General features: G+C 38.2%; 18 protein-coding genes. 11 read left to right on the top strand and 7 right to left on the bottom strand.

Annotated features, from left to right (window positions below; genetic code table 11):
- The first annotated feature begins 297 nt into the window (after positions 1 to 297).
- The gene (locus tag ABJN95_RS09120; RefSeq protein WP_348370073.1) at positions 298 to 501 is read left to right on the top strand and encodes a hypothetical protein; all 204 of its coding nucleotides are present in this window, start codon (positions 298 to 300) and stop codon (positions 499 to 501) included.
- Between the two features lie 17 nt (positions 502 to 518).
- On the opposite strand, the gene ABJN95_RS09115 is transcribed toward ABJN95_RS09120, so the two are convergent.
- From ABJN95_RS09115 to ABJN95_RS09105, 3 genes are all read right to left on the bottom strand, one after another.
- Positions 519 to 2501 (bottom strand): putative porin, encoded by a 1983-nt coding sequence (locus tag ABJN95_RS09115; RefSeq protein WP_348370072.1) that lies wholly within the window; start codon positions 2499 to 2501, stop codon positions 519 to 521.
- A 113-nt stretch (positions 2502 to 2614) separates the two neighbouring features.
- Positions 2615 to 4033 (bottom strand): hypothetical protein, encoded by a 1419-nt coding sequence (locus ABJN95_RS09110; protein ID WP_348370071.1) that lies wholly within the window; start codon positions 4031 to 4033, stop codon positions 2615 to 2617.
- 10 nt (positions 4034 to 4043) lie between these two features.
- Entirely contained in the window at positions 4044 to 6857 is a 2814-nt protein-coding gene (locus ABJN95_RS09105; RefSeq protein ID WP_348370070.1) for a TonB-dependent receptor plug domain-containing protein, read from the bottom strand.
- 226 nt (positions 6858 to 7083) lie between these two features.
- On the opposite strand from ABJN95_RS09105, the gene ABJN95_RS09100 reads away from it, so the two are divergent.
- The 6 genes from ABJN95_RS09100 to ABJN95_RS09075 all read left to right on the top strand — a co-directional run bounded on the left by ABJN95_RS09100 (position 7084) and on the right by ABJN95_RS09075 (position 16292).
- Entirely contained in the window at positions 7084 to 7680 is a 597-nt protein-coding gene (locus ABJN95_RS09100) for a ribonuclease HII (protein WP_348370069.1), read from the top strand.
- 31 nt (positions 7681 to 7711) lie between these two features.
- The gene (locus tag ABJN95_RS09095; RefSeq protein WP_348370068.1) at positions 7712 to 10168 is read left to right on the top strand and encodes a ribonuclease HII; all 2457 of its coding nucleotides are present in this window, start codon (positions 7712 to 7714) and stop codon (positions 10166 to 10168) included.
- A gap of 193 nt (positions 10169 to 10361) precedes the next feature.
- On the top strand, positions 10362 to 11717 hold the full coding sequence (locus ABJN95_RS09090) for an OmpA family protein (protein WP_348370067.1): 1356 nt from the start codon (positions 10362 to 10364) through the stop codon (positions 11715 to 11717).
- 3 nt (positions 11718 to 11720) lie between these two features.
- A complete protein-coding gene (locus ABJN95_RS09085; RefSeq protein WP_348370066.1) occupies positions 11721 to 12419 on the top strand; it encodes a hypothetical protein in 699 nt (232 codons plus the stop codon).
- 314 nt (positions 12420 to 12733) lie between these two features.
- Positions 12734 to 13342: a hypothetical protein gene (locus ABJN95_RS09080; protein WP_348370065.1), complete on the top strand. Its 609-nt coding sequence runs from the start codon at positions 12734 to 12736 to the stop codon at positions 13340 to 13342.
- 151 nt (positions 13343 to 13493) lie between these two features.
- Positions 13494 to 16292, top strand: coding sequence for a CHAT domain-containing protein (locus ABJN95_RS09075; RefSeq protein ID WP_348370064.1), 2799 nt, complete (start codon positions 13494 to 13496; stop codon positions 16290 to 16292).
- On the opposite strand, the gene ABJN95_RS09070 is transcribed toward ABJN95_RS09075, so the two are convergent.
- The 4 genes from ABJN95_RS09070 to ABJN95_RS09055 all read right to left on the bottom strand — a co-directional run bounded on the left by ABJN95_RS09070 (position 16289) and on the right by ABJN95_RS09055 (position 19022).
- Complete coding sequence (locus tag ABJN95_RS09070; RefSeq protein WP_348370063.1) at positions 16289 to 17026, bottom strand: tetratricopeptide repeat protein; 738 nt, start codon at positions 17024 to 17026, stop codon at positions 16289 to 16291. The two genes, ABJN95_RS09075 and ABJN95_RS09070, sit on opposite strands and share 4 nt — an antisense overlap.
- A 9-nt stretch (positions 17027 to 17035) precedes the next feature.
- The gene (locus ABJN95_RS09065; protein WP_348370062.1) at positions 17036 to 17638 is read right to left on the bottom strand and encodes a sigma-70 family RNA polymerase sigma factor; all 603 of its coding nucleotides are present in this window, start codon (positions 17636 to 17638) and stop codon (positions 17036 to 17038) included.
- A 340-nt stretch (positions 17639 to 17978) separates the two neighbouring features.
- On the bottom strand, positions 17979 to 18695 hold the full coding sequence (lipB, locus tag ABJN95_RS09060) for a lipoyl(octanoyl) transferase LipB (protein WP_348370061.1): 717 nt from the start codon (positions 18693 to 18695) through the stop codon (positions 17979 to 17981).
- A gap of 171 nt (positions 18696 to 18866) precedes the next feature.
- Positions 18867 to 19022 carry a YqaE/Pmp3 family membrane protein gene (locus ABJN95_RS09055; protein WP_138660057.1) on the bottom strand — a complete coding sequence of 52 codons (156 nt, stop codon included), beginning with the start codon at positions 19020 to 19022 and terminating at the stop codon, positions 18867 to 18869.
- A gap of 120 nt (positions 19023 to 19142) precedes the next feature.
- Between ABJN95_RS09055 and ABJN95_RS09050 the strand changes: the two genes are divergently transcribed.
- From ABJN95_RS09050 to ABJN95_RS09035, 4 genes are all read left to right on the top strand, one after another.
- Positions 19143 to 20195: a LuxR C-terminal-related transcriptional regulator gene (locus tag ABJN95_RS09050; protein WP_348370060.1), complete on the top strand. Its 1053-nt coding sequence runs from the start codon at positions 19143 to 19145 to the stop codon at positions 20193 to 20195.
- Between the two features lie 166 nt (positions 20196 to 20361).
- Positions 20362 to 20922 carry a thioredoxin family protein gene (locus ABJN95_RS09045; RefSeq protein ID WP_348370059.1) on the top strand — a complete coding sequence of 187 codons (561 nt, stop codon included), beginning with the start codon at positions 20362 to 20364 and terminating at the stop codon, positions 20920 to 20922.
- 162 nt (positions 20923 to 21084) lie between these two features.
- The gene (gene lysS, locus ABJN95_RS09040) at positions 21085 to 22776 is read left to right on the top strand and encodes a lysine--tRNA ligase (protein WP_348370058.1); all 1692 of its coding nucleotides are present in this window, start codon (positions 21085 to 21087) and stop codon (positions 22774 to 22776) included.
- A gap of 150 nt (positions 22777 to 22926) precedes the next feature.
- Positions 22927 to 25662, top strand: coding sequence for a PSD1 and planctomycete cytochrome C domain-containing protein (locus ABJN95_RS09035; protein ID WP_348370057.1), 2736 nt, complete (start codon positions 22927 to 22929; stop codon positions 25660 to 25662).
- The last annotated feature ends 2 nt before the right edge of the window (positions 25663 to 25664 follow it).

Below are 25664 nucleotides of genomic sequence, written 5' to 3'. Positions count from 1 at the left end.
ACAACCAAAAAAAAATCCCAGGCTCCGTAATCTCGATCTAATTCTTTTATATACCCAATCTCTCAAATATATAATTCGATTCTTTATAATATTACACAACATCTCTGTTGTGCGCTGTCTCTACAATTTGTCAATGAACTTCAAACAAAAAACCGAAACTCTTCTATCAAGGTATATACCTTTCATGCGAACTTCAGCTTTTCAAGACTTCAGGCGTATCTCAGCCTCAAAGCGGGTGCAAATATAAGATGGTTTTCTTGCTTACACAATAGCTAAATGATTTTTTTTGAAAACCTTATGAAAAAAAAATTCAACTGCTTGATTATCAGAATTAAGAAGATGAAAAATAATTTGATCGAGCTAGCGATAACTCCCTTGTTTGTATTCTTTTCTATACCATCAATCTTTATTGGCGGCATGAAAAAAGCGAGTGGTGATGGCCTTGCATTATTTTTTCATACCCCCATCACCACAAAACCAATAAACGAACCGCTTTTTTAAAAGTGTTTCATAATCAACTATGAAAAGAAATTCCACACTAAACCAAAACGTATCACAAAGTCTCGATACGGATAATCAGGGGCAGCAAAGTAATTGTTCTTACTGAAAGAAGAATTGAAGTGTTCGGCTTTTAAAAATATTCGAGTTTGCTGCACCTTGGCATTGATGAAAAAGTCAAGTAAAGGATAGCCTCCTAGTTTTTCGACATTCTGTGTATAGAACTCTCCTAAGAGCGGATTGTAAGCATCCATATTGTAGGCCGTAAAATACTTAAAGGTGACCCCAGTTTGCAAGAACATGGCTTTCTTAAAAATCTCTGAAGAAAAGTATAGCGTATTTCTGGTAACCAACTGAGGTACATTAAGTACATCATTCGACTGATTCACATTTTGATACATTATTGTATTATTCAAAGCAAAACCTCCGACTTTAAACTCCTTCCTATACTTTACCTTCAAATGCTGAATACTACCATCTTCCTGAAAGGGTTTGACAAAAATACTCTCGACCCCATCTTCAGCTATCACCGTTGGATCTACTGCAAAGTAGGTATAGTTATCTAAGTTGGTAACTTTCGCTGACAAATTTCCCCAAGTTTGCGAATCAAAACTCGCCTGAAGACTATTTATGCGCTCGTTTTTAAAGGTTGCGGTATTCTGCCAATTGTAGTTCAAGTAGTCGCTTTGATACAATAGAAAATTAAAATCGGGCATTCTCGCCGAAGTATGAAAAGCCACCGTCATTTTGTTCTTTTCATTGAAACGATAACTTGCCGATGCATCTATTATATTACCAGTGAGGTCACCTACTACTTTATACTTAATTCCTCCGCGCACCAAGAAACCTCCTATTTGCTTTTCATAGTTCGCACCTAGTGCAATCTCTTCTCCTTTTAACTGGCTTTCAATGCGCTGTGTATCTGTAACCAAAATACTATTGAAGGAATAATTGTAATTGTACAAACTTAAATTGGCTTGAAGGCTGCCCAAAGTGGCATTGTAAAAGTCAACGCTTACCTGATTGTACATGGTCTTCAGATTTGCCCTATCATTAATACTAGGTAAAAAACCTTCTCCAAAATAACTATTCTGCTGTGCTTGAATAAACTGATAGTACTTTGTTTCATAATTGAATTGATGACCAAGGGCCAATGAGGTTTTTTCAACTCGACTTGAATCTTTTTGTTTTTTAATGAGCTTGTACTTATGATCTAAAAAATACCGTTTCCCCAAGATTCTATTGCTGGCGGTTTCATTGTCAAACCTCACATCAATCTTGACCCTATTGGTAAAATCGGTATCGCCTGACTCGAATTGCTCTCGGTTTGTTAAACCTCCATTTTCCTCCGCATCTACACTTTGTGCAGCAATATGAGCCCTAAGACTGTATCTTCCATTTCTAGTCACATAATTGGTGGTTGCTCGAAAGTTGCCTGATTCTCCTTCATCAAAATTATATTTTCCCAAAGAACGCATGCCTTCGTAACCGATTGAAAAATTCAGTCTCCGTGAGGTATTGAATGTGAGCAGTGCATCTAACAATTGGCCTTGCTCGAAAGTGGTCTTAAAAAGGAGATCAGTCATTGGGGTAGCTACATTATAGTAGTTGATGTCCTCCATTTCTGCATAGTTAAAATGCTTGGCTTTCGCCCCAAGTCTAGGGTACAAATTCCTTCTTTCAAAATCGACACCTAATTTGTTATACGGCTGACCCACATTGGAGAAAGGCATTAATTCAAAATCATCAGTTCTTAGATAATTGTACTTATACTCCTTATCAATAGTTATGGTGGTATCTAAAAAAGTGGTATCTCGTCTGAAAGAAATTATCTTGTAATCTTTAATAGTTATTTCAGAAGATGTTGATTGTAGCACTCTTTTCTTGTCCGTACCAGGCTGCCTTGAAAGCGAATCAGATTCTTGAATTGGAGAAGGAGGGTCATCTTGTGCAAGTAGGCAGTTACCCATCATTATAATTACTACCAAAAGAATATATCTCATTGTATGCTATTACCGAGCAAAGTTAATTTTTTTTGTTCGTAATAAAATGTGAAAGTTTAGGCAAAAAAAATCCCCCGCTTTGCGGAGGATTTTTAGGTACTCTATGCTCAAAGTTATTCAAAGGGAACTACTTCGGTCGCACTTTTGTTTGCTACTAGAACAGCGCTTAAATCTATAGCTGTTGTGGCCGTACCAGCGGTAGCGTCATATGTTATAGCATCTAAATCAGCTACGACTGCTGAGATGAAGGATGGAATTAGTGGTGTAGTACCTGCGTCACCTTCATTGATATTCTCATTTAGGAGAATTTCATTTTCATCAATCACTAGCTTAACACCCATATCAACAAAACGAAGTCCTTCAGCAATGAAAACTTCTTGTCGCGTTCTATACAACAAGGTAAGGCCCGCGTCATCGTCTGCCATTGCCGCAATATCAGCAGCAGTCAAAGAAGTACCCGAAACAGAAGGAACATCAACATTACCAGCCTGTCGGTCAAGCACTAAACCTGATCGCCCATTTACAACTACCGTTGTTTTGTCGGGTCTTGAACCTGGTTCTACTTCAATTCTTGCTTCGATTGAATCGTCAATATTTCGAACTTCTCGAGTTCCAACCAAATCAATCAAGGCTGTTAAATTTGTTCTAGCAGCTGCGATATCATTATCTGATAAGGCCGCCTCTGCTAAAATTAACAAGGCCTCTTCAGCTTTCATATAGTGTACCGGTGCATCTTGTTCTGTATCTAAAAAAGAATATTTTGGATCTAGAAAATCTAATGTCGGTAACGGTTGTAAATCATCAAATGTCGCTCTTTCATAAAGTGCGTCTTCGAACGTATTGTCAGGATTATTTGCTTCGTCAAATATAGCCATCCTATCAAATGCAGGATCTAAAGCTAAGGCCGCATTAGCCGCTTGTACAGCTCCGGTCTTATTTCCCAAATAATAATTTGCTCTAGCTTTTGCCAAGTGATACTCCGGCTTTGCATTGGCGCTAATTGCAGCATCGAAAGCAGTGATTGCATTTTGATAGTGCTGTTCGGCAGCAATTGGAGCACCTAATGGCTCAGCAGGCAATGCAGAAAAGTACATTGCTGAGAACAAATAAGACAATCCTTCAAAGTAATTGTATTCAGCTTCCGTTGCAGCCGTAAAGTTCGGATCACCAGGTCCTACACTGTTCTTTCCGAATAGTGCAAGCTCTCTAAGACGTTGTATCGCCCGTTGGGTATCCCTCATATCAGGATCAGTGATCTGGATATTTAATCCATCCATAAACTGATTAAAGAAGGTTTGCGTATTTACATAGTTATCTGAACCTAACTCAGACAAAACTAAGGTCTCATTAAAAACAAGAGCTAGTTGACGCTCTAAACCAGTCAACCAAATGGTTGATGAGTTAGGCTGACCAACCACTGAAGCCTCTGAAAGGTTAGGGTTTTCAACTACTGTGAAGTCTACTACTTCGCCAAAGTCTCCCGAACATGAGAAAACCAGAATGGCTAAGAAAAATATTGTTATTTTTTTCATTGTTTTTTTTTTAAAATTCAAATCTTAGAGATGCAACGTAAGTTCTTGGTGCAGATTCCGTTCCATATGCAAATCCACCACTGGCAAAACCATTTTGAGCTGCAATACCAGAACCTGTTGTTTCAGGATCAAACTGACCAGCAGTCCAGTTGAATGGGTTGGTAACGGTAACCCCAAGACGAATATTACTGAACAAAGGACTAGCAATATCTCCAAAGTTATATGAAGCACCCAAATTTCTTACCTTAAGAAAATCATTGTCAAAAACAAAGAAGTTCACATAGTTGAAAGGAGAAGTAGTTCCCACTAAGTCTTCAGGAATACCGGTGTCGTCGGCACCTCTTAAATGACGTAGCAAGAAACTTAAATCGGTGATTTTACCACCAAATTGATAATCGGCAGTTGCGAAGAAGCTAAAATCTCCCCAAGAATAGTTTATACCCATAGAACCAAAGTTTGGTGCGAAAGTATCACCTAAAGCTGTATTCGCTTCAAAGGCATACGTGCCGTCATCTTGCAACACAGCTGCAGTACCTCGTAAGTAACCTAAACTCTGACCTTCCTCAACTACAGAACCAAGTACTGTAAATCCACCGACCACGAAAGCTGGTGCGCCACCAGAATCGGTCACTAAGTTCTCATTAGTGTTGTACGATAAATTTATACTTAAATTATGCTTGTCTGTTTGAATAGGCGTAGCCCTCAGTTCAAATTCATAACCTTTGTTTTCAACCTCTCCAATATTTTGAATTTGATTCAATTGACCTGAAGAAGGTGCAGATTGTGGTGTAAACAAAGCGTCCTCAGTAATACCCAGATATCTGGTTCCGCTTAAAAATAAGCGATCACTAAAGAAACCTAATTCAACTCCAAACTCTGTTGTTTTTACTCTTTCAGAAACTAATTCATCATTTCCAGGGTTGTTGAAAGTGAACGAAGGTCCACCTAAAAATGGATTTAATGCGAAGGTTCTGTCTTGCTGAAACGGTCTGGCAAAATTGGTAGCCTCACCATAGTTAGCTCTTAATCTAATAGTAGATACGATATCGCTAATTTTGGCTGCTTTATAAAAATCGTGGTCACTAAAGTTGTAAGTGATTCCCACCTTAGGCAATAGTAATGGTTTTGTATCCGAACCTGATGCCGTGTTTTTATCTAGCCTACCTCCAAATTCTAGGAAGGCCACATCATAAATACCTATATTTTCTAAAAAGTAAGCTCCGTAGTTTGCATTTTCAAGAACAAAATCTGAAAAAGCCTGTTCAGCAAAGTTATTTAAAGAACGCGTACCATCAACACCTCCAGAACCATCTAAACGATTTTGTCTATCACTAGTTCTAAAGAACTGTCCACCAAGAACTGTAACAAATGAAAAGTTTTCAGTATTAGCTCTGTGCGTAAAGTTTAAATCAGTGGTAAGGGTAAAAGCCGATCTAAGTACTCGACTTAGCGAACCTTGATCAGTTGTACCTTCGGCGATTGAACCTAAGGCAACTAAGAGTGCATTACTTTGCAAATCTTCCTGAACGGTATTTCTATTATCAATTCCGACAGTTGCGTTAATTTGAATAGCGTCGTTAACATCATAGATAAACTTGTTCGATGCGGTAACACGGTTGGTGGTACTCGTAATATCTACTAAAGGGCCTATATTGTTTGAACGCTCAAGCTCGCCTTGCCATTCTTCATCTGTTAACTCATCTAAGTTTCCGCGACCAGCACCCTCAAAAGCAGAAAATCTAGAAAAGCTAGTGTTCGCACTAAAATCTAGATTCGACTCGAAGTTAACAAAGGACAAAGAACCTTGATATCTCAATCTATCAGTCACTTTGGCTGTTAAACCAAATGTGAAAGATCTTCTAATTTGCTCATTTAATAAATTAAAGCTATCGTCTTTATATAAGCTACCTCCAAAATTATAAGAGAATTTATCGGAGCCTCCGCTTAAACCAACTTTGAATTCTTGAGAAATTCCATCATCAAATAATGCTTCAGCTGTACGCTCGTATTTTAAGTAGTCATCTGTAGCCTTGATAGCGCCAATATTACTTTCAAAGAAAGCACGGCTTTTACCGTCTCTACCTTTTTTGGTAATAATTTGAATAACCCCGTTCGCAGCATCTGCACCATAAAGCGTTGTCGCAGCACCACCTTTAATATATTCTATTCGCTCAATAGATTCAACAGGAATATCAGCCAAGGCAGAAACGTTTGCTCCACCTGTACCAATACCTAATTGCGGGTTGGAGTTTAGGTTATCAACTCGAACACCATCTATGATCACCACAGGAGTGGCAGAGGTTGAAGCAGAAATCGGCCCTCTAGTTCGTATGATAGCTGAAGTACCAGGCTGTCCAGAACTCAGACGTATTTGAGCACTTGGCGTTGTCGACTGTAATAGTTGGTCAATTTGATTCGCAGGAAGCCTGTCAATATCCTCAGAATCTAATACATCTACTGTTGTAGATAACTTTCTACGGGCGATACCTGAACCTTGTCCGGTAACAATTACCTCTTCCAAGGCTTCCGCATCTTCATCCATTTGAACATTCATCGTATTGGAAGAACCTACAATTCTTTCAACCGTTTGTTGTCCGAGGTAGCTAAAACGCAAAGCTTGCCCTTCTTCTACCATAATGGAATAATTTCCATCAAAATCTGTTTGAGTACCTGTTGTTGTTCCCACAACTACAATAGATACACCAGGTAAGGGTAAACTATTTTGATCAGTCACCGTACCTGAAACTGTGTTCTCTTGCGCATAAGAGAAGTTCATGCATAGCACCAACAATGGCACTAACATCCATGTTAATTTCTGTCTCATAAAGTAATTTTTAAATTAGTCTGCGGTAAAAGTGAGAATAATTCGCCACGCACACAAAAGTTTCACGAAATGCGACCATATTCTGTTAAAAAAAACCTGATATTTGCGAACAAATTACTATGCACGCATAATTAGTATACATTTTGCATTTTTTTAACATATTACGCAAAAAAAATCTTACAAATTTTGAATTTAATTGAGAAAATGTTAAAAAATCTCCTAAAATATGCTTAAAAGGCATTTTTGCTTCTCTAGAGAAGCTGGCACAGACGAGGCAGGAAGAGGTTGTCTAGCAGGTCCTGTAACTGCAGCAGCATTGATTTTACCGTCAACTTTTGAAAATGCACTTCTAAATGACTCGAAATTGCTTTCTGAGAAGAAGCGAATTCATTTGAAACCAATTCTAGAGCGAGATGCTTTGAGTTTTGGAGTAGCACATATTTATCCTAAAGAAATCGATAAGATAAATATTCTAAATGCCTCCATATTGGCCATGCACAAGGCCCTAGAACAGTTAACAACCCTACCAGAATTTATCATTGTGGATGGTAATAGATTTAAATCTTTTAAAGGTATACCACACAAATGCATCGTTAAGGGAGATCGTAAATATATGAGCATAGCTGGCGCCTCAGTTTTGGCAAAAACCGCCCGTGACTTATATATGGAAGAATTGCATAAGGAATACCCGATGTACAATTGGAAACAGAACAAAGGATATCCTACAAAAGAACATCGAGAAGCCATTCGAAAATATGGCATTACCAAGTATCACAGAAAAAGTTTCAGACAATTGCCAGAGCAACTTACGTTAAAGCTTTAAAAATCCTAACTTTGGTTAAAACCTCAGGTAAATGAAAAACGGCATTTTAGTCCTGCTCTTTTTTTTACTTTTTAATTGCTCAGACCAAGACAGCACTGCCTTACCAATTCTGAGCTATGTTCCTGAAAATGCATTTTTGATTGTTAAAATCGAAAATCATGAAGCGTTCAAAAATACAATTGAAAACAATGATTTCTTATCCGATTTAGCGACCTCAACTACCTACAATAGCATTCTTGAAAAAGTGCAATACCTCAAATACTTGTCACCAAAATCGGAGAGTATTTTAGCACTAACCCAAACTTCCGATAATCAATTTGAATTCGTATACGTTACAGACCAAACAGCCGATCTTATCAACTTAGATAGTATTCAAAACAAAACCGTGGAAAGCATAGCATTTGCGAATGCTACTTTTGATCGGTATACGATCGAAGACATACCTTTTTACAGTTTAGTGGCTAATCAAAAAGCCATTTTCAGTTCTTCAAAAATATTGCTAGAGCAATTGGAGGGGAAATTCACAACCCAGCAACCCGAAACACTTAAAAAACTTTACACCATTGCTAATGAAAACAAACCGGCATCGATTTTTATCAACTTGAATAACAGCAACTCGCTGATATCAACCATTGCTAAGGAAAATTCGAAAATGATGGTATCAGGCTTTTCTGATTGGATCTCCCTAGACCTCAAACCCAATCAAAAAAATCTCAATCTGAGCGGGGTAAGTATTGCCAATGATTCTACATGGAATTATATTGATCTTTTTGCCAATACCAAACCTTTGCCAAACCTTACAGCATCATTTGCTCCTGCGCAAGCCGACGCTATTTTATCATATACCTTTGAAAATTATGCCACTTTTGCGAAAAACCAGGAGCTCGCATTAAGAACGGTCTCTCCTGTAGACCCTCCTTTGAATTCGGTCGAAGAAATTGGCTTTATCTATATGAAGGGTGAAAGAGCCATCCTCTTGAACACCTATGGTGCTGAGGGTATTTCAGAATATCTGGTTAGCCAAAATACAGGAGTCATAGAATATCAAGGCCAAGAAATTTTGGAATTTCGTGACCACGACTTTTTAAATAGCCGCTTTGCTCCTCTTGTTAAAGACTACAAAGCGAATTTCTGTGTAATCCTAAAAAACGCCTTTGTCTTCTCTGAAGAGCAAGATATGCTAAGAACAATTATCCGCAACTATAAAAATGAGGCTACTTTTAGCAATACATCGGTCTTTAAAACCTTAAATGAGGAAATCGCAAAAGAATCAAGCATTCTTTTTGTTTCCAATTCAAAAAATGTCGAAAAAATCCTTAAGGAAGACTTTTCTACTGCCTTTTCTAATGATCTAAAGAAAATTAAACTTTCCGACTATGGTCTCGCAGCCCAAAGCATTGCAGACAAGAATTTTTATCATACCAATATCGTAATTCAAAAAATCAAAAATGAAACCAACTCCACTACTGGTGTCTCGCATCTTTTCAAGCTAAATTTGGATGCTGACATGGCTACAAATCCACAATTCGTAACCAATCATAATACAGGAAGAAAAGAAGTCATTGTACAAGATCAAAATAATATGCTGTATCTGATTTCCAGTACCGGAAAAGTTCTATGGAAAAAGCAGTTGGGCAGCTTAATTCAAGGGGAAGTCAAACAGGTAGACCTATTTAAAAATGGTCGCTTGCAATTGGCGTTTACAACCAACAACCAGTTTATGATTTTAGATCGTAACGGAAAAGAAGTTGAGAAATTCACGCACACATACCAAGGTGGAAATCTAAATTCATTAGCAGTTTTTGACTATGACAAGCAAAAGAACTATCGTTTTGTGGTGACTCAAGGAGAGAAGACTTTCATGTACAACAGTAAAGCTGAGATCGTAAAGGGGTTTAAATATATAAAGGCAGCGCAGCCTATACTAGCGGCTCCAAAACACATTGTATTAGGGAATAAAGACTTTCTTGTTTTCAAATTAAAGGGGGGGTCTCTAAAGATTTTAAACCGCGTTGGCGATGTACGGATTCCTGTTAATGAAAAAATAGATTTTTCAGATAATGAGGTTTTTAAATACAAAAACAAGTTCGCTGTAACGGATAAAAAGGGAGTGTTATATCAGATCGATTTAACTGGAAAACTAACCAAAACCAATTTCAACCTCTCCAATGATCATGGCATGGCAGCTACCGATAATACGCTGGTATTGATGAATGATAACATATTGACCATAAAGGGAAGGAAAATCGAACTTGATTTAGGGGTGTATACTCAACCCCAAATATTTTACCTTTACAATAAGATTTATGTCAGCGTTACCGATCTGCAGAATGAAAAGACCTATCTATTCGATAGTCAAGCAAAACCTATCAAAAACTTTCCGATTGATGGCTCTTCAAAAATAGATTTAGAAGATATTGACGAGAACAAAGACCTTGAACTACTAGTTAAAGAAAATAAGAACTCGCTGATCGTTTACAAAATGTGATCTGTTTACGCGATTTTCCGATTATACAGTATTTCATACCATGAGTACATTTTCAAGTGCCTTTTATAAGTTTGGAGTTACGGTAAGACGTTAACCTTTGTATTTTGACGGCATTAAAGGTTACCTGTAGATAGAATCAAAGCAATTATTACTGATCTTTTTTTGTAACTTATTGAACACTAAATTTTTACCCATGAAAAACGCACCCTTGGCCATTAAATTTCTTTTTTCTTTGGCATTTCTGTTTTTGTTTTCAAATCAAGCCAATGGGCAGATTTTAAAAAAACTTGCCAAGAAAGCCGAAAAAGCAGCGGAAAGAACCGTAGAAAGAAGAGTTGAACAAGAAGCTTCAAAAAAAACAGACCAAGCGCTGGATAGCATTTTAGAACCTGGAAAAAAAGGAAAACAAACAAAATCTCCTGTTCCTTCAGAAGAAAATCCATCAAATGTCGACAAGACTGATTCAGGCCCAAATTCTAGTGACACTCAAAATTCAGAAACACCAAATACTTCGGCTTCAAATAGTGCTCGCGAACAAATAAAAGTTTACAGCAAATTTGACTTTGTACCCGGTGATAAACTACTGTTCTTTGATGATTATAAAAATGATTTCATAGGTGATTTCCCATCCAAATGGAATACCGATGCGGGAGGCGAAATAGTTACTATCGGCGAGTCTCAGCAAAGATGGCTAGAACTGAAATCTGGTTACAGCATATTTTATATACCCGATGTGCCACAACTTCCTGAAGAATATACGGTTGAATTTGATATTGCAGCTATCGGCTTAGACCGCAAAACATCTTCTACAACAAAACTTGCAATGTATATAAGTGATGACGAAAATTTTAAAAAAGGAGATAATTATGCCTATGCCGAAATACCCTTCTGCCAATATAGTGCTATTGGCATTACTATTGAGAACCACATCAACAAAAAGCGGTTGATTCGCAGTACAGTAAAAGCTGATTTAAGGGATGAAATTTTAGACTATCCACATATAGCAATTGCCGTCAATAAGCAACGCTATCGCTTGTGGGTCAATGAAGTTAAATATATTGATGTACCAAGGCTAGTACCTACTGGAGCCATTCTTAATACCATAAAATTTCAGGCAAACGGTTTTCAAGATGGAAAGGAAAAAGTATTTATAACCAATTTAAAAGTCGCCGAAGGTGGTGTCGACCTGCGCAGAAAACTACTTTCAGAAGGAAAAGTTTCTACTAATGGAATTCTTTTCGATACGGGTTCTGCTAATATTCAACCACAGTCAATGGGTATCATTAGACAGATTTCGCAAGTGCTGCAACAAGACACCGCCATCAACATAAAAATTATAGGTCACACCGATGCCGATGGCCAAGAAGAAACCAATATGACACTTTCCAAAAAACGTGCAGAAGAAGTTATGAAGGCATTGATTTCCATTTACAATGTAGCTCCAGAACGTTTAACAGCCGAAGGTATGGGTGAATCTCAACCTGTAGGAGACAATAGTACACCAGATGGAAAAGCACAAAACAGAAGAGTAGAATTTGTAAAACAATAAAAAATGAAAAAAATAATCCTTACCACCCTTATTACTGTATTCGTCTCAGTTTGGGTTAAAGCCCAAGACAACTGCAGTTCATATTACCCTATGGTGGAGGGCTCTACATTTGAATATACCAACTATAACAAAAAAGGGAAAGTTGATGGCGTTACCAATTATAAAGTTTCAGCGGTTACTTCTGAAGGTGCGGCCACTAAAGCCTCTCTTGATTTAAAAATGTCAGATAAAAAAGGAAAAGAAATTTTTAATTCCGAATACAGTTTTACCTGCGAGAACAATATGGTCAAAATAGACTATCAATCATTATTTCCTGCTCAAATGATGAAACAATACAGCGAGATGGATGTGGAAATGGATATTACAGGAACAGATATCGAACTACCCAACGACTTGAGCGTAGGAGAAGATTTGGCCGATGCCAACGTCGCAATAGCGATGAACATGAGTGGCATTAAAATGAATATTTCGGTTGACCAAACCAACCGTAAAGTTATAGGCGAAGAAAAGGTAAGCACGCCAGCGGGCTCCTTCGACTGTATTGTACTTGCCGAAACTACAAGGACAAAAACAATGGGAGCGAATATGGAATTTAATTCTAAACTGTGGTTGGCCGAAGGCGTTGGCATGATCAAACAGGAAACCTATAAAAAGAATGGTGATTTGATGGGCAAAACAGAACTCACCAAGTTTTCGAAATAGTTCAACTTCAAATATTCAATAAAAAAAACCGAGTCAAATACCTCGGTTTTTTTATGTCTACTAATACATAATTTTACATCCGTACTTTGTTCCTTACCGTTTATACCACAAAGTAGGTCAGGCACACAAAATATACTGTATATCAGCCTATTACGACTATTTTTAATGGATGTTACATATGTGACACCCCTTGTTACATATGTAGTACGTTTCGAAGGTATTTGATTTTACATTTGAAACCGAAATAAACTAGTTAACCCTTCGAATTTTTGAACATTAAAAAAGTAAATGAATATCAACTAAAAATGGTAACAATGAAAACAAAATTTACCTTATTAATGGCATTTTGCCTTATTCTTTCTTCTTGTATAAAAGATTTTTATGCTCACCCTGATGACAAAAACGGAATTTTAACCGAAACAAATTACTTTTATTCAGAGGATTTTAAAACCGAATTTTTGCAAATTCAAATTGCAAAATTAGATGAGGAAATAAAAGAACTCATTGCTGGTGGAGCAGATGCAACTGATAGCAAGCTTATACTGGTTAAGCAAAAAAGAGAAGAAGCGTCAAATGCAGTTACGGCTATTGCATCATATAGAGAAGCGGTCTATAAAAGGCGTCCACCTATTCCAGGGCCATGCCCCAAAGACCAAAATTGTTATCCGAATTTACAATACCTTGCCGTACCACCGGGCCTAGCCTTTTATGAGCTACTAGTCTTTGATGCTAATGGTAGTGTTATTGGCAAAACCGAGGGAAACCCGGTTGCGCTTGATAATGTAGGTGGATTGTTGGATTATGTAGTTTTTAAGTTCGACAACCCAGACTATCAAGGGGCAATTCAAATACAGGTTAAAGAGAAACTCAATTCAGGAGATGCTATTTCTGAGTTTGTTTTAGATTCTAAAATCGGTCAATAGATATTCCTGAGTTTATCAAATAATTACTAGTCAAACTGGCTCCTCAACTAGGGGCTAGTTTGTTGACTGATGTTTCTAACCGAAGGAGCCGTAACCACTATCGGTTTTCAATTGGCGACTTTAACTACTAATTTCTAACAGTACCCAGGGCATGAAACTACAATCATATGGTATTTGTTTAGTATGCTTGATATGCAACAGCGGCTTTAGCCAAGACTATGAAGAACGCCTTGCTGCTCTTGAAGATAAGGCTTATCAACATTTCTACTCGAACAAAGATTCAACATACTATTATTTCGATGAAATCAATGAACTTGCCTTGGCTAATAACCAATTCGCAACGGCTATCGACAACCTGAATTATGTCTGCTTTTCTGCTGGTTACTTTTATGATCTTGATAAAATCAAATCTACTATTGATGAAGCCGACCAGTTGGTACAAAAAAACAGCAATGTCTTAGATACCCTGCCCGATCGCGGAGAATTTCAAAAAAACTACCTCAACTTCAACAAAGGTATTTACTTCCATAAACTGGAGGATTTTAAAAAAGCAAAGTTTTATTTCAGCGCCATTGTTAAACAAATATTGAGAAAACCAAACTATCAAGACAACATTGACTATCTAGATTTATTATCGCAATGCTATAACTTCATTGCTCAAATGAATGCTGTACAGAAAAGGTATGAAATAGCCAATGACTATTACGAAAAAAATATTCGCCTTTTTCAGCGTTTTAAATCCAACGATATAGAAGGGCTACATAAAGTTTACAATCTTTATGGAAATTCATTGTATGAAGAAGGAAATTATGAAAAAGCCAAAACGCTATGGTTAACTTCTCTCGCTTTCAATGAAAAAAACTATACCCAAAGAAATAGGAACAGCTTTGTAACCACTAGCATACTGCTATCAAAAGTATATAAAGACTTGAACCAAATAGATAGCGCAACCTATTTTCTCAATAAAATAAACCAATATAGTGTGGAGAATGATCCCTTTGTTGACAGATACCTCATAGCAAAGGGAGAGATTCATATTAAAGAAGCCAACTATACGAAAGCGCTACAAACCTTTGAAGATGCTATTCGTGTAAGTCTGGAAACCGATAAACCGCGTTTAAGAAAAAAAATAGGCGATCTGTATTTTGAAATGTCAGATGCTAAAAAGGCATTACAAAATTATGATAAGGGCATCACCGAACTCAGCGCAACACACAATTCGGTGGTCAACGAATCTAATCTTAATCCCGCTGCGGTTGGCCAAAAGAACACCCTGTTAAGTCTATTGGCGGCAAGGGCCAAAACACTGGCTACAATGCGAGATTCAAATGCCAAGCTCGCTGTTTTGGGTTCGGTTGATTTAGGACTAGAGACACTTGACCTCTTGAAGCCAACTTTCAAAAATCAAACGGATAAGCTCGGTCTCATCGAAGAAGCGTTTACACTTTTTGAAGTAGGCGTCGAGACGGCCTATCAACTTTGTAAAACCAGCAACGATCAAAAATACATTGATACCGCCTTTGAATATTTCGAAAAAAGTAAATCTGTTTTGCTTCTGGAAGCAATTTTGGGAGCCAAGGCCACGCAATTTGCCAATATACCCGATACACTCTTAGAACATGAACGTCGGCTAAAATCAGCGATTACCTTTATCGAAAAACAACTTAATCAGGCTACGAAAGCAGATATAGACAAGGAAGATCGACTTTTTGAATTACAAGAAGAGCATCGTCAGCTCATAAGCAAAATCGAGACAGATTATAAAGACTATTACGATCTCAAATACAATACCCAAACGCTACCGCTTATTGAGGCACAAAAACTCTTAAAATATAACGAAAAATTAATTTCGTATTTCTATGGAAACAAAGCTATTTATGCAATTGGAGTTGATAAAAATTCGAAACATATTGAACGTATACCGTTGAGTAGCTCACTTGAAAAGGAGATCAAAGAAGTACACCATATGTTGAGCGACCCAAAGTCAGCTATTTCAGTTTTAGCCACCTTAACTAATAAGCTTTTTTCAAAACTAGTTGCCCCAGTGGTGACACCTAATGAAAAGCAGAAATTGATTATCATTACTGACGGACTGCTGAACTATATTCCCTTTGGAGCTTTAAATACTAAAGCTAACGGCCTTGTTTATCTTATAGAGAAAAATGCACTTAGTTATGTAAATTCTGCAACCTTGTACGCCCATCTCTCAGCGCGCAATAAACAAGAAGGCAACTTACTCGCCTTTGCACCTAACTTTAGCGGAGAACAAGTGCAAATTGATCCTAATCGTGCTAATTTATTGCCGTTACCTCATAACAAAAGGGAAGTAAAACAAATATTAAACTCCTTCTCGGGGCGATCTTTTATCAATGAAAAAGCTTCACTCCAGAACTTTACTTCACAGCTTTCCAAGTATCGCATACTGCATTTAGCGACACATGCAGTTTTCAACGATGCCGCTCCTGAATACTCCTTCCTGGCATTCTCAACTGCGAATAAGGAAGAAAATTTGCTTTATGTTAGCGATTTGTACAATCTTCAGATTCGAGCCGAACTGATTACATTAAGTGCCTGTGAAAGTGGCGTAGGCGAACTGAAGCGAGGTGAAGGTTTTCTTAGTCTCGCGCGGGGGTTTTTCTTCAGCGGAGCATCAAGTATTGCTAGTACACTTTGGAAAATTAATGACGCTTCGACAACAAGCTTGATGGATTCCTTTTACAAGAATCTAGCCGATACGTACCCTAAGGATTTGGCACTTCAAAAGGCGAAACGTTCATTTTTAGACGCCAATCGTCAAAACGGATTGTCACACCCTTATTACTGGTCAGGCTTTATCATTTCAGGAAATACCGCATCTTTAATGACCAACAGTTATTGGGTTTGGATCGCGCTAGGAACACTACTAACGGTAGTAGCGGGATTTTTTGTTTTCGGAAAAAAGGAAGGTTAATCCAATTCCTTTAATAAAGCCACAGCCTTTTCCTTATTATAATCATAACCATTTATGAGTTTCTTAAGCTCAGATTCTGCTTCCGTTATATCTTTTTCCTTCAATGCAATCATGGCCAAATACCAATGCGATTCAGCAACAAAATTGTCTGCCTTAACAATCGTTTCTCTGAAATAAGCTTTGGCTTGGTCATTCTTTCCAGCATTCAAATAGGATTGGCCAAGAAAGAAATCGATATAAGGCTGTTTCACTTCCGAAGGTATTTGCTCGAACTTTTCAATAGCAGCATCGTAATCTCCAGATTCATATGCTACAAACGCATTTCTTTCTAGCGATTCTTCCGATCCGCTACGGGTAATGGCATAGACTGTGTTTGGATATTCTTGAAAGTTTTGGGCGTACAATTCTTCATATTTATTCGATGTGCCATCTATATATCCAATCCATGCCAATCCCATCAACAAGGTGATTGAGGCTGCAATAGCCAGACTGCGATACGACTTTTTCAGAGATGATTTTGGTATTTCTCTCGCAATTTCTTTCTCAAAGGAAATTAACTTGGCCTTTACATTCTGATTTTCTTCAGCCTTAATAGCACGTTGCAAGTTCTGTTCAAAATCGAACCTCGCCTTAAATTCCGCATCCGAATCTAAAAGTTCATCGAACATTTTCCGCTCCTCTTGAGTAAGCTGATTTGAAAAATAATTGGTTAATAATGCTTCCTTATCCATCATCGGTCTGTGTTAGTTTGCCGCTATACGTTCTCTAAGTGTCTTCATACACCGTGATTTGGCACTTTTTACTACATTTTCACTGTTGTAAGTGGCATGATCCATGATCTCCTGTATGGTAAATCCTCGATAATAAAATAGGGTCAAAAGTTCTTGACATTGCTTCCCAAGTGTACTAAAATATTTTTGCAACAATTTTTGCTCTGTAGTTAGACTGTTTTCCTCCATTTCCAAAGTACTTACCAATTCATCTTCCTCTCCAACAAGGGCTAAATCAAATTCAGAGCTTATCTTTCTTTTGTTTTTCTTCATCTGATCGAATATCAAATATTTGCCAATTCCGAAGAGATAAGTAGAAATACTACTCGTAAAACTTTCCACTTTTCCGCTCATTACATTATCATAAAAAATAACATACGCATCTTGATAAATATCGATGTTCTCCTCCTCAGACAAATGATATCGACGAGCAAAGTTTAAAAACTTATCCCTATTTTCTTCGTACACCCTTCTAAGGACACTGTCGGATCCCTTTCTCAATTCTTCGAGGGTAATATCTAATTGTTTCTTGTGCACTTTAATAGTTTGGAGGTGAAGAAGGTTAACAGCGTTCATAGCTAATTTAACATTTTTTAAAAAAGGAAACGTTTAGATCCTTCAAATACCCCTAAAAATCAGGCCTTTGTAGTATTCCTATTACAAATTATTACCTACTCGAGTATTTTAAGTTTCCGCTGTTAACCTTTCATAAGCACTTTCATTAAGAAGGGGAACCTTAAAATAAAACCTATGAATACTGAAGAGAAATTGGAGTTTATTAAACAGCTGTTGTTCTTAGCGCTAGCAATTGCTTTACTATTTCTTGTATATATAAATCAAGGGTAAAGAACCAGTAGAAAACTAGAAATCGTACACAATTATTGAATCCTATTTTAGAAATAGAAAGCCCTCGGCTCTAAACCGAGGTTTTTTCTTTCACCATTTCAGCTTCAAATAGGCCTTGAAAATGGCGAAGTAACTTTTGTTTTACTTCCGCTACATCGACCTCTTTTTTACCCAATTCTAGATTCAAAGACGTAACGGCTTTATCTTTAATTCCACAGGGAATCATCAAATCAAAAAATCCTAAATCAGCATTGACGTTCAATGCAAAACCATGCATGGTCACCCATCGCGATGCTCGTACGCCCATGGCGCAGATCTTTCTAGCAAAAGGGGTCCCCACGTCTAACCAAACACCAGTTTCACCTTCGGAGCGTTCTGCTGTTATACCGTATTCACTCAGGGTCAAAATGACCATTTCTTCTAGAAGTCTAAGGTATTTATGAATATCAGTAAAGAAGTTGTCGAGGTCTAGAATCGGGTAACCCACAATTTGTCCTGGACCATGATAGGTAATGTCTCCACCCCGATTGGTTTTATAGAATTTTGCACCCTTACGCTCAAGTTGTTTTTCGTCTACCAGAAGATTTGAAAAGTCACCGGTTTTACCTAAAGTAAAAACATGTGGGTGTTCTACCAATACGAAATGATTCGGAGTTTCTAGATTTGCCTCTTCCCTCCGATTCTTGATTTTGATATCTAAAGTTTCCTGAAAAAGTTGTTCTTGGTAATCCCAAGTTTCTTTGTAATCCTTTAGACCGAGATCTTGTAAAATGACCTTCTTATTCATAGGTGCAAAGATACTAAAATGTATAAGGGTAAGACCTCCCCCAAAGTTCCCCCGAAAAGGAGAAAGTCAAACCCTTTAATGATTATATGCTATTAATCAATAAACTAAACTTTGCTGTGACTACTAACCCGCTTTAGTTGGGTTTATAGGTTTTCAGTGATCAGAATCTGATCAATTCGGGTTATTTAAAATTACCAAAGCCGCAATCACCCCAGGAACCCATCCACAAAGGGTTAGCAAAAGAACAATTAGAAAAGACCCGCATCCCTTTCCGATAACGGAAAGTGGCGGAAAAATAATGGCAAGTAATACTCGTAAAAAACTCATTTGATTTGGATTTTTGATTGATGACCCCGCTCCTTTGCAGAGCAAGTGTACTTATATGTAGCAAATGTATCTATAATGTTACAAAATCTTCTAATTTAGAGGCTTATAAGCATTGCCCTTATGACAAGAAAGATCATTATCATAGCCCTATTGAGCCTAAGCTTTGCAAGCTATTCGCAGTACAGCTTTGAGGGTCAAATAGCGGAAAATGTGGAGGGAAAGACTGTTTATCTTTCCATAATCGAAGATTATCGCAAGCTTTCACGGCCGTACTTTGAACAGATCATAAAGAAAACCAAGGTCGATTCGCTTGGATATTTTAAATTTCAGGGAGATAATTTATCACTAAACAACCGCATATACCGTATTCACGTTGACGAATGTTCGGAAGAAGCTGTTGATACGAATCATTTTTTGGGAAGGTGTGAAAACAGCAAGAGTATTCTCTTTATCGCTAACAACACAGATGCGATAAGCTTCCCCACTTCGTTTGCCGATGAAGTTCTATGTGAAATTACTTCTACCAACTCTAAATCGGATGCCTTTCTTCAAATTGATGCTTTGAAAGAAGTAATGGCTATTGATTTTTACGATTACCGGAGTGAAGCCAATCAAAAATTGAATTCCAAAAAATGGTTCAAAAAACTGCAAGATTTTGGGCAAGATCTCGAAGAACCCTTGGCAGAACTCTATATTTTCGACTTTTTATCAGATAAACGCAACGAAACCTATTCTCATTATTTAAAAGATATATCCAAAAACGATTATTATAACGCATTAGGTCAGCGTCTTGTAGCAAAATATCCAAACACGGTTTTTACAGAATTGTACCAAACCGAGATTGCCACAGATCTGCAAATGGCTGCTCAAACCAAAGTGGCATATGCATATTGGAAATGGATTTTAGGCAGCCTACTGCTACTTTCTGTCTTATTCAACATCTATTTCATCGTTCGACAAAAATCTCTTCGAAAACATCACAAAGATCAAACTTTAGGAAAATTGACCACACAAGAGCAGAAAATTGTCAATGAAATTTTAAAGGACAAAACCAACAAAGAAATTGCTTCGGGTTTATTCATCAGCCTAAGTACGGTCAAAACCCACATCAATAATCTTTACAAAAAATTGGATGTTACCTCACGTGACGAAATAAAGCAGTTGTTTAGCTAACTCCTCTTGCCTCTCAAAAACCAGAAAGTGCATTAGGGGTGCTTTTGCATTTGAGCTTGAACTTTAAATTTCCACCCTGGGTCTAGTCCTTATTTCCATCCTATGAAATACTTTTTCGAATTTTAAATTAGACAACTTTCGGTCCTAAATTTTAAAACCGAAAATTATGAATCGAATCATTCAACTATTTTTTCTAGTGGCTCTTTCTGCAACCATTTCTGGGCAACAAATCAATCAAGAAGTTAAAATCGAGGGCAATCAACCCTTTATGGTGGGTCAAATTGACCTTGACGGACTCAACTCCAACTCATATCAAAATTGGTACAGTACCAATCACAATGCATACAAGGTCGACGCAGAAATAGTTTCAGCATTCAAAAATGATTTAGTGAAACATAAAATTCTAATCTTCATGGGCACTTGGTGCGGCGATAGTAAACGGGAAGTACCCCGATTTATTAAGATTTTGGAAGCAGCGGATTTCCCTATGGAAAACCTAAAAATAGTAGCTGTTGACCGCAGAAAAGACTACTACAAAAAAAGCCCGACGGGAGAAGAATGGGGTCTTAGCATCAAACGTGTGCCCACTTTTATTTTCTATAAAGATGGCAAAGAAACCAACCGAATTATTGAAAGTCCGATTACCTCTTTAGAGGCTGACGTTAAAGCGATTGTTACTGCAGCTGAATACACCCCAAATTATCCTACATCACTGCATTTTGATTAATGAGTTTTGCCCAGATGCTTGGTACGCCATGTCAGCAGTTCAAATTAGAATTCAAAGAAAGACATTGCGTATCACGCTAAGGGCATTAAACCTTTATTCAAAGCCATTCCACTTTAAAATAAAATCCTGAAACCCTATATTTGCGCCTTAAATCGTAGCGCAATGCAATTGTCGGAACAAGAAATCATCAGAAGAGAGAAATTGGCCAAATTACGTGAGCTGGGTATTGACCCCTATCCTGCGGCTTTGTATCCTGTAAATGCCACTTCAGAAGACATCAAAAAGAATTTCGTTGAGGCTAAGAAAGTGGTGGTTTCTGGTAGATTAATGTCACGCCGAATTCAAGGAAAAGCTTCTTTTGCTGAATTGCAAGATAGTGCCGGACGTATTCAGGTATATTTCAATCGCGATGAAATCTGTACAGGAGAAGATAAAACCTTGTATAATGAGGTCTATAAAAAGTTGTTGGATATAGGAGATATCATTGGAATTGAAGGTGAGCTTTTCACCACTCAAGTAGGCGAAAAAACGATAAAGGTTCAGCACTTTACCATTTTGTGTAAAACCCTACGACCATTGCCCCTTCCAAAAAAGGATGCCGATGGAAATATTTACGATGAATTTAATGATCCTGAATTGCGCTACCGCCAACGGTATATTGATTTAGTAGTAAATCCGCATGTAAAGGAGACTTTCGTGAAGCGCACCAAGATTACAAACAGTATTCGTCAGTTTTATAATGAGAAAGGATATTTGGAGGTAGAAACACCAATTCTTCAGCCTATTCCTGGGGGAGCGGCTGCAAGACCTTTTCTAACACATCACAACGCGTTGAACATTCCGTTATACCTGAGAATTGCTAATGAATTGTACTTAAAAAGATTGATCGTTGGCGGGTTTGACGGCGTTTATGAATTTTCAAAGGATTTCAGAAACGAGGGAATGGACCGTACCCACAACCCCGAGTTTACTGTAATGGAGCTCTATGTGGCCTACAAAGACTACCATTGGATGATGGATACTACCGAACAACTATTAGAAAAAGTAGCCATAGACGCTAATGGAACTTCTAAGGTAAGGGTTGGAGAAAATGAAATTGAATTCAAAGCGCCTTACGCCAGAGTACCAATTTTGGAAGCCATTAAAATTCATACAGGAGTCGACGTATCTGGAATGGGTGAAGTTGAGCTTCGTGAAACGGCGCAAAAACTGGGGCTTGAGGTTGACGAAACCATGGGTGTCGGTAAGCTTATTGATGAAATTTTTGGTGAAAAGTGCGAACACTATTACATACAACCCACCTTCATCACCGACTATCCGAAAGAGATGAGTCCGTTGACCAAAGAACATCGTGACAATCCTGCTTTAACAGAACGCTTCGAATTAATGGTTAATGGAAAAGAATTAGCCAATTGCTATTCAGAATTGAACGACCCAATTGACCAACGTGAACGTTTTGAAGAGCAATTACGACTATCGGAAAAAGGTGATGACGAGGCCATGTTCATTGATCAAGATTTTCTTAGAGCCTTGGAATATGGTATGCCCCCTACCTCTGGTATCGGAATCGGCATAGACCGTTTGGTGATGTTATTGACTAATAATTCTTCGATTCAAGAGGTGTTGTTTTTTCCTCAGATGCGGCCTGAAAAGAAAGCTGTTGAACTTACGGAAGAGGAAAAAGCCATTGTCGCCATTTTAAAACCGCAAGGTACGATGGAATTAGCAGTGCTTAAATCTCAGGCAGGACTCAGCGGTAAAAAGTGGGATAAGTCGATGAAAGCACTCTCCAAACATGGTCTTACCAAAGTCAACAAAACAGAAGATGGTTTGTTTGTAGAATTGTCTTCTTAGACGGCTAAGCGCATATTACCAATTACCATATTTGCAACAATTTCGGATCATTTTGATTACTTCGGCATTGTTGTGGAGGCTTTCCGAATTTTTTACCTTCAAAATTTCCTATATTTATGAGAGCTAGGGCATTAAGCTAGCTGTCGATCTATGAAAAAGTATGTACTTATCGTTGGGGTTCGGTTGCTGTCAGTTTGTCTCGGCATTCTTTTAATTCAATCATGTGAATCATCAGAGCGGGTCGACTTTAGCACTCAAATCAAACCCATACTCAACAACAAGTGCATCACCTGCCATGGCGGTATCAAAAAAAATGCCGGTTTTAGCCTTTTGTTTGAAGAAGAAGCTTTTGCCGATACCGAATCTGGGAAACCAGCAATTATCAGAGGAGATGCTTCTGGCAGTGAACTCATTCGACGGATAAAGGAAAACGATCTTGAACTCCGCATGCCCTATGAAAAACCAAAACTTTCCGATGCGGAAATCGAGCTATTGACACGATGGATCGATCAAGGTGCAGAATGGGGTGAACATTGGGCCTATTCGCTTCCAGACAAGGTGGAGCCTCCTGTCTTTTCCCAAGAAGCTAGCTTTACTTCGATTTCATCCAAAAAGTTCGTTCAAAATAGTATCGACAATTTCGTCGCAGCACGATTAGAGAGCGAACAACTCACCCCAAACGCTCCAGCTGAAAAAAATACGATAGCTCGCCGAGTCGCTTTAGACCTTACCGGCTTGCCTCCAAATTCCAAGATTTTTAACGCATTTGTTTCTGGTGATCTATCTTATGAAAACCTGATCGATAGTTTGTTGTCAGATCAGTCGTACGGAGAAAAATGGGCAAGTTGGTGGTTAGATATGGCGCGTTATTCTGATACCAAAGGCTATGAAAAAGACCAAGGTCGAAGCATTTATGAATATCGTGATTGGGTCATTAAAGCATTAAATAGAGACATGCCTTACGACCAATTTACGGTAGAGCAACTTGCTGGCGATTTGCTACCAGAACCGTCGGTAGATCAACTCATTGCCACAGCTTTTCATAGAAATACGATGAACAATGACGAAGGAGGAACAGATGACGAGGAGTACCGTGTTGCATCGGTTATCGACCGTGTTAATACCACTTTTGAAGTTTGGCAAAGCACCACCATGGGTTGTGTACAATGCCATAGCCATCCGTATGACCCATTCAAACATAAGGAATACTATAATTTGATGGCTTTCTTCGATAATACTAGAGATGAGGATATGCCCAGTGAGGCACCTGTGCTAAAATTCTATTCCCCAGAACAACAACAAACAGTTGACCGCATAAATGCCTGGGTCGCACAATATGGAAGCAAGAAAACTACAAAGCAATATCAAGATTTTCTTTTGTACAATGAACCCGTGTACAATTCACATCACTTAAAGGATATTCAGAACGGTTCCTACGACGACCATGCGTCTACCGTTCTTTGGGACGAAGGCACTGCAAGATTTGAAAATGTTTCCTCAGAGAGAGCTACAGCCTTGTATTTAAAATACAACGCTGGTATAAGTGGTACTACAATTACCTTCCGAAAAAACAGCTCGCAAGGAGAAATTCTGGGGCAAACCAGAATTAATAAAACCAAGGGAAGCATCATCCGTAAAATTCCATTTCAGAAAGTAGATGAAAAGTTTGACCTCTATATCGAAACCAATAATGATGGTGTCGCCAAAGAAGTTAATATTATCAACCTGTATTGGGTAGCCCTTTTGGATGAACTTCCTGGGAAAGAAAAATATGGGTATGCTAGTATAAACAACAGCCTATTACAAGTGCTGAACAGCCATACACCTACTGTACCGATCATGATCGAAAATCCAGATCATATGAAACGAACGACTCAGGTGTTTGAACGGGGAAGTTGGTTGACAAAAACGGATACGGTCTTACCCAACACTCCTAAAACTCTTAATGCATGGAATGACGATTGGCCAAAAAACCGATTGGGACTTTCACAATGGATAGTAAGCAAAAATAATCCGTTGACAGCTCGAACTTTAGTCAATCGCGTTTGGCATCAAATTTTTGGTCGGGGATTGGTTGCTACTATTGAAGACATCGGCTCGCAATCAGAACCACCATCTCACCCTGCTCTGTTAGACTGGATGGCGTTACGATTAATGAACGAGCATAACTGGAGTATAAAATCACTTATCAAAGAAATTGTGATGTCGGGTACCTATCGTCAAAGTTCTGAGAACAATCCTGAGCTCTATCAAAAGGACCCGAATAACGAACTGTACGCTCGTGGACCGAGAATTCGTTTGAGTGCAGAACAAATACGTGATCAAGCCTTAGCAGTATCCGGACTATTAAGTTCAAAAATGTATGGTCATGGCGTAATGCCACCGCAACCCGAAGGAATTTGGCAAACCGTTTATAGCAACGCCAAATGGATTGAAAGCAAAGGAGAGGATCGATATCGTCGGGCCGTTTACACCTATATGAAACGCACGAGCCCCTACCCCTCTTTTATGAGCTTTGACGGAGGCAGTAGAGAAGTTTGTTCGATACGTAGAACGGTAACCAATACACCATTACAAGCTTTGGTAACACTGAATGACCCGGTTTACCTAGAAGCTTCCCATGAGCTGGCCAAGGCGATGCAGGTCTCCGAAAACCCTGAGGAAAATATCAGCTTGGGATACGAAAAAGCGACCTATACCAAAATAACTCCGGTAAAATTAGAAGCGTTAAGAGAACTCTATGAAAACTCCTTAGAAGAATTTAAAAATGAAAATACCAATGAACCGTTCTTTCATTTAGAAAAGAAACCGAGTGCTGAACTTGCAGCACTGACCATAGTAGCCAATGCAATTATGAATCTGGACGAGTTTTTAACCAAGGCCTAAAA

This window comes from Maribacter sp., from assembly GCF_039974175.1.
Taxonomy (GTDB): domain Bacteria; phylum Bacteroidota; class Bacteroidia; order Flavobacteriales; family Flavobacteriaceae; genus Maribacter_C.
Note: the sequence above shows the minus strand (reverse complement) of the source record. Positions and strands in the feature narration are given on the sequence as shown.

Excerpts from the sequence above, each read along its gene's own strand:
- lipB (WP_348370061.1), bottom strand. The coding sequence starts at position 18,695 with ATGAATAAGAAGGTCATTTTACAAGATCTCGGTCTAAAGGATTACAAA.
- ABJN95_RS09085 (WP_348370066.1), top strand. The coding sequence starts at position 11,721 with ATGAAAAAAATAATCCTTACCACCCTTATTACTGTATTCGTCTCAGTT.
- ABJN95_RS09120 (WP_348370073.1), top strand. The coding sequence starts at position 298 with ATGAAAAAAAAATTCAACTGCTTGATTATCAGAATTAAGAAGATGAAA.
- ABJN95_RS09050 (WP_348370060.1), top strand. The coding sequence starts at position 19,143 with ATGACAAGAAAGATCATTATCATAGCCCTATTGAGCCTAAGCTTTGCA.
- ABJN95_RS09075 (WP_348370064.1), top strand. The coding sequence starts at position 13,494 with ATGAAACTACAATCATATGGTATTTGTTTAGTATGCTTGATATGCAAC.
- ABJN95_RS09070 (WP_348370063.1), bottom strand. The coding sequence starts at position 17,026 with ATGATGGATAAGGAAGCATTATTAACCAATTATTTTTCAAATCAGCTT.
- ABJN95_RS09080 (WP_348370065.1), top strand. The coding sequence starts at position 12,734 with ATGAAAACAAAATTTACCTTATTAATGGCATTTTGCCTTATTCTTTCT.
- ABJN95_RS09100 (WP_348370069.1), top strand. The coding sequence starts at position 7,084 with ATGCTTAAAAGGCATTTTTGCTTCTCTAGAGAAGCTGGCACAGACGAG.
- ABJN95_RS09095 (WP_348370068.1), top strand. The coding sequence starts at position 7,712 with ATGAAAAACGGCATTTTAGTCCTGCTCTTTTTTTTACTTTTTAATTGC.
- ABJN95_RS09115 (WP_348370072.1), bottom strand. The coding sequence starts at position 2,501 with ATGAGATATATTCTTTTGGTAGTAATTATAATGATGGGTAACTGCCTA.
- ABJN95_RS09105 (WP_348370070.1), bottom strand. The coding sequence starts at position 6,857 with ATGAGACAGAAATTAACATGGATGTTAGTGCCATTGTTGGTGCTATGC.
- lysS (WP_348370058.1), top strand. The coding sequence starts at position 21,085 with ATGCAATTGTCGGAACAAGAAATCATCAGAAGAGAGAAATTGGCCAAA.
- ABJN95_RS09065 (WP_348370062.1), bottom strand. The coding sequence starts at position 17,638 with ATGAACGCTGTTAACCTTCTTCACCTCCAAACTATTAAAGTGCACAAG.
- ABJN95_RS09045 (WP_348370059.1), top strand. The coding sequence starts at position 20,362 with ATGAATCGAATCATTCAACTATTTTTTCTAGTGGCTCTTTCTGCAACC.
- ABJN95_RS09110 (WP_348370071.1), bottom strand. The coding sequence starts at position 4,033 with ATGAAAAAAATAACAATATTTTTCTTAGCCATTCTGGTTTTCTCATGT.
- ABJN95_RS09035 (WP_348370057.1), top strand. The coding sequence starts at position 22,927 with ATGAAAAAGTATGTACTTATCGTTGGGGTTCGGTTGCTGTCAGTTTGT.
- ABJN95_RS09090 (WP_348370067.1), top strand. The coding sequence starts at position 10,362 with ATGAAAAACGCACCCTTGGCCATTAAATTTCTTTTTTCTTTGGCATTT.
- ABJN95_RS09055 (WP_138660057.1), bottom strand. The coding sequence starts at position 19,022 with ATGAGTTTTTTACGAGTATTACTTGCCATTATTTTTCCGCCACTTTCC.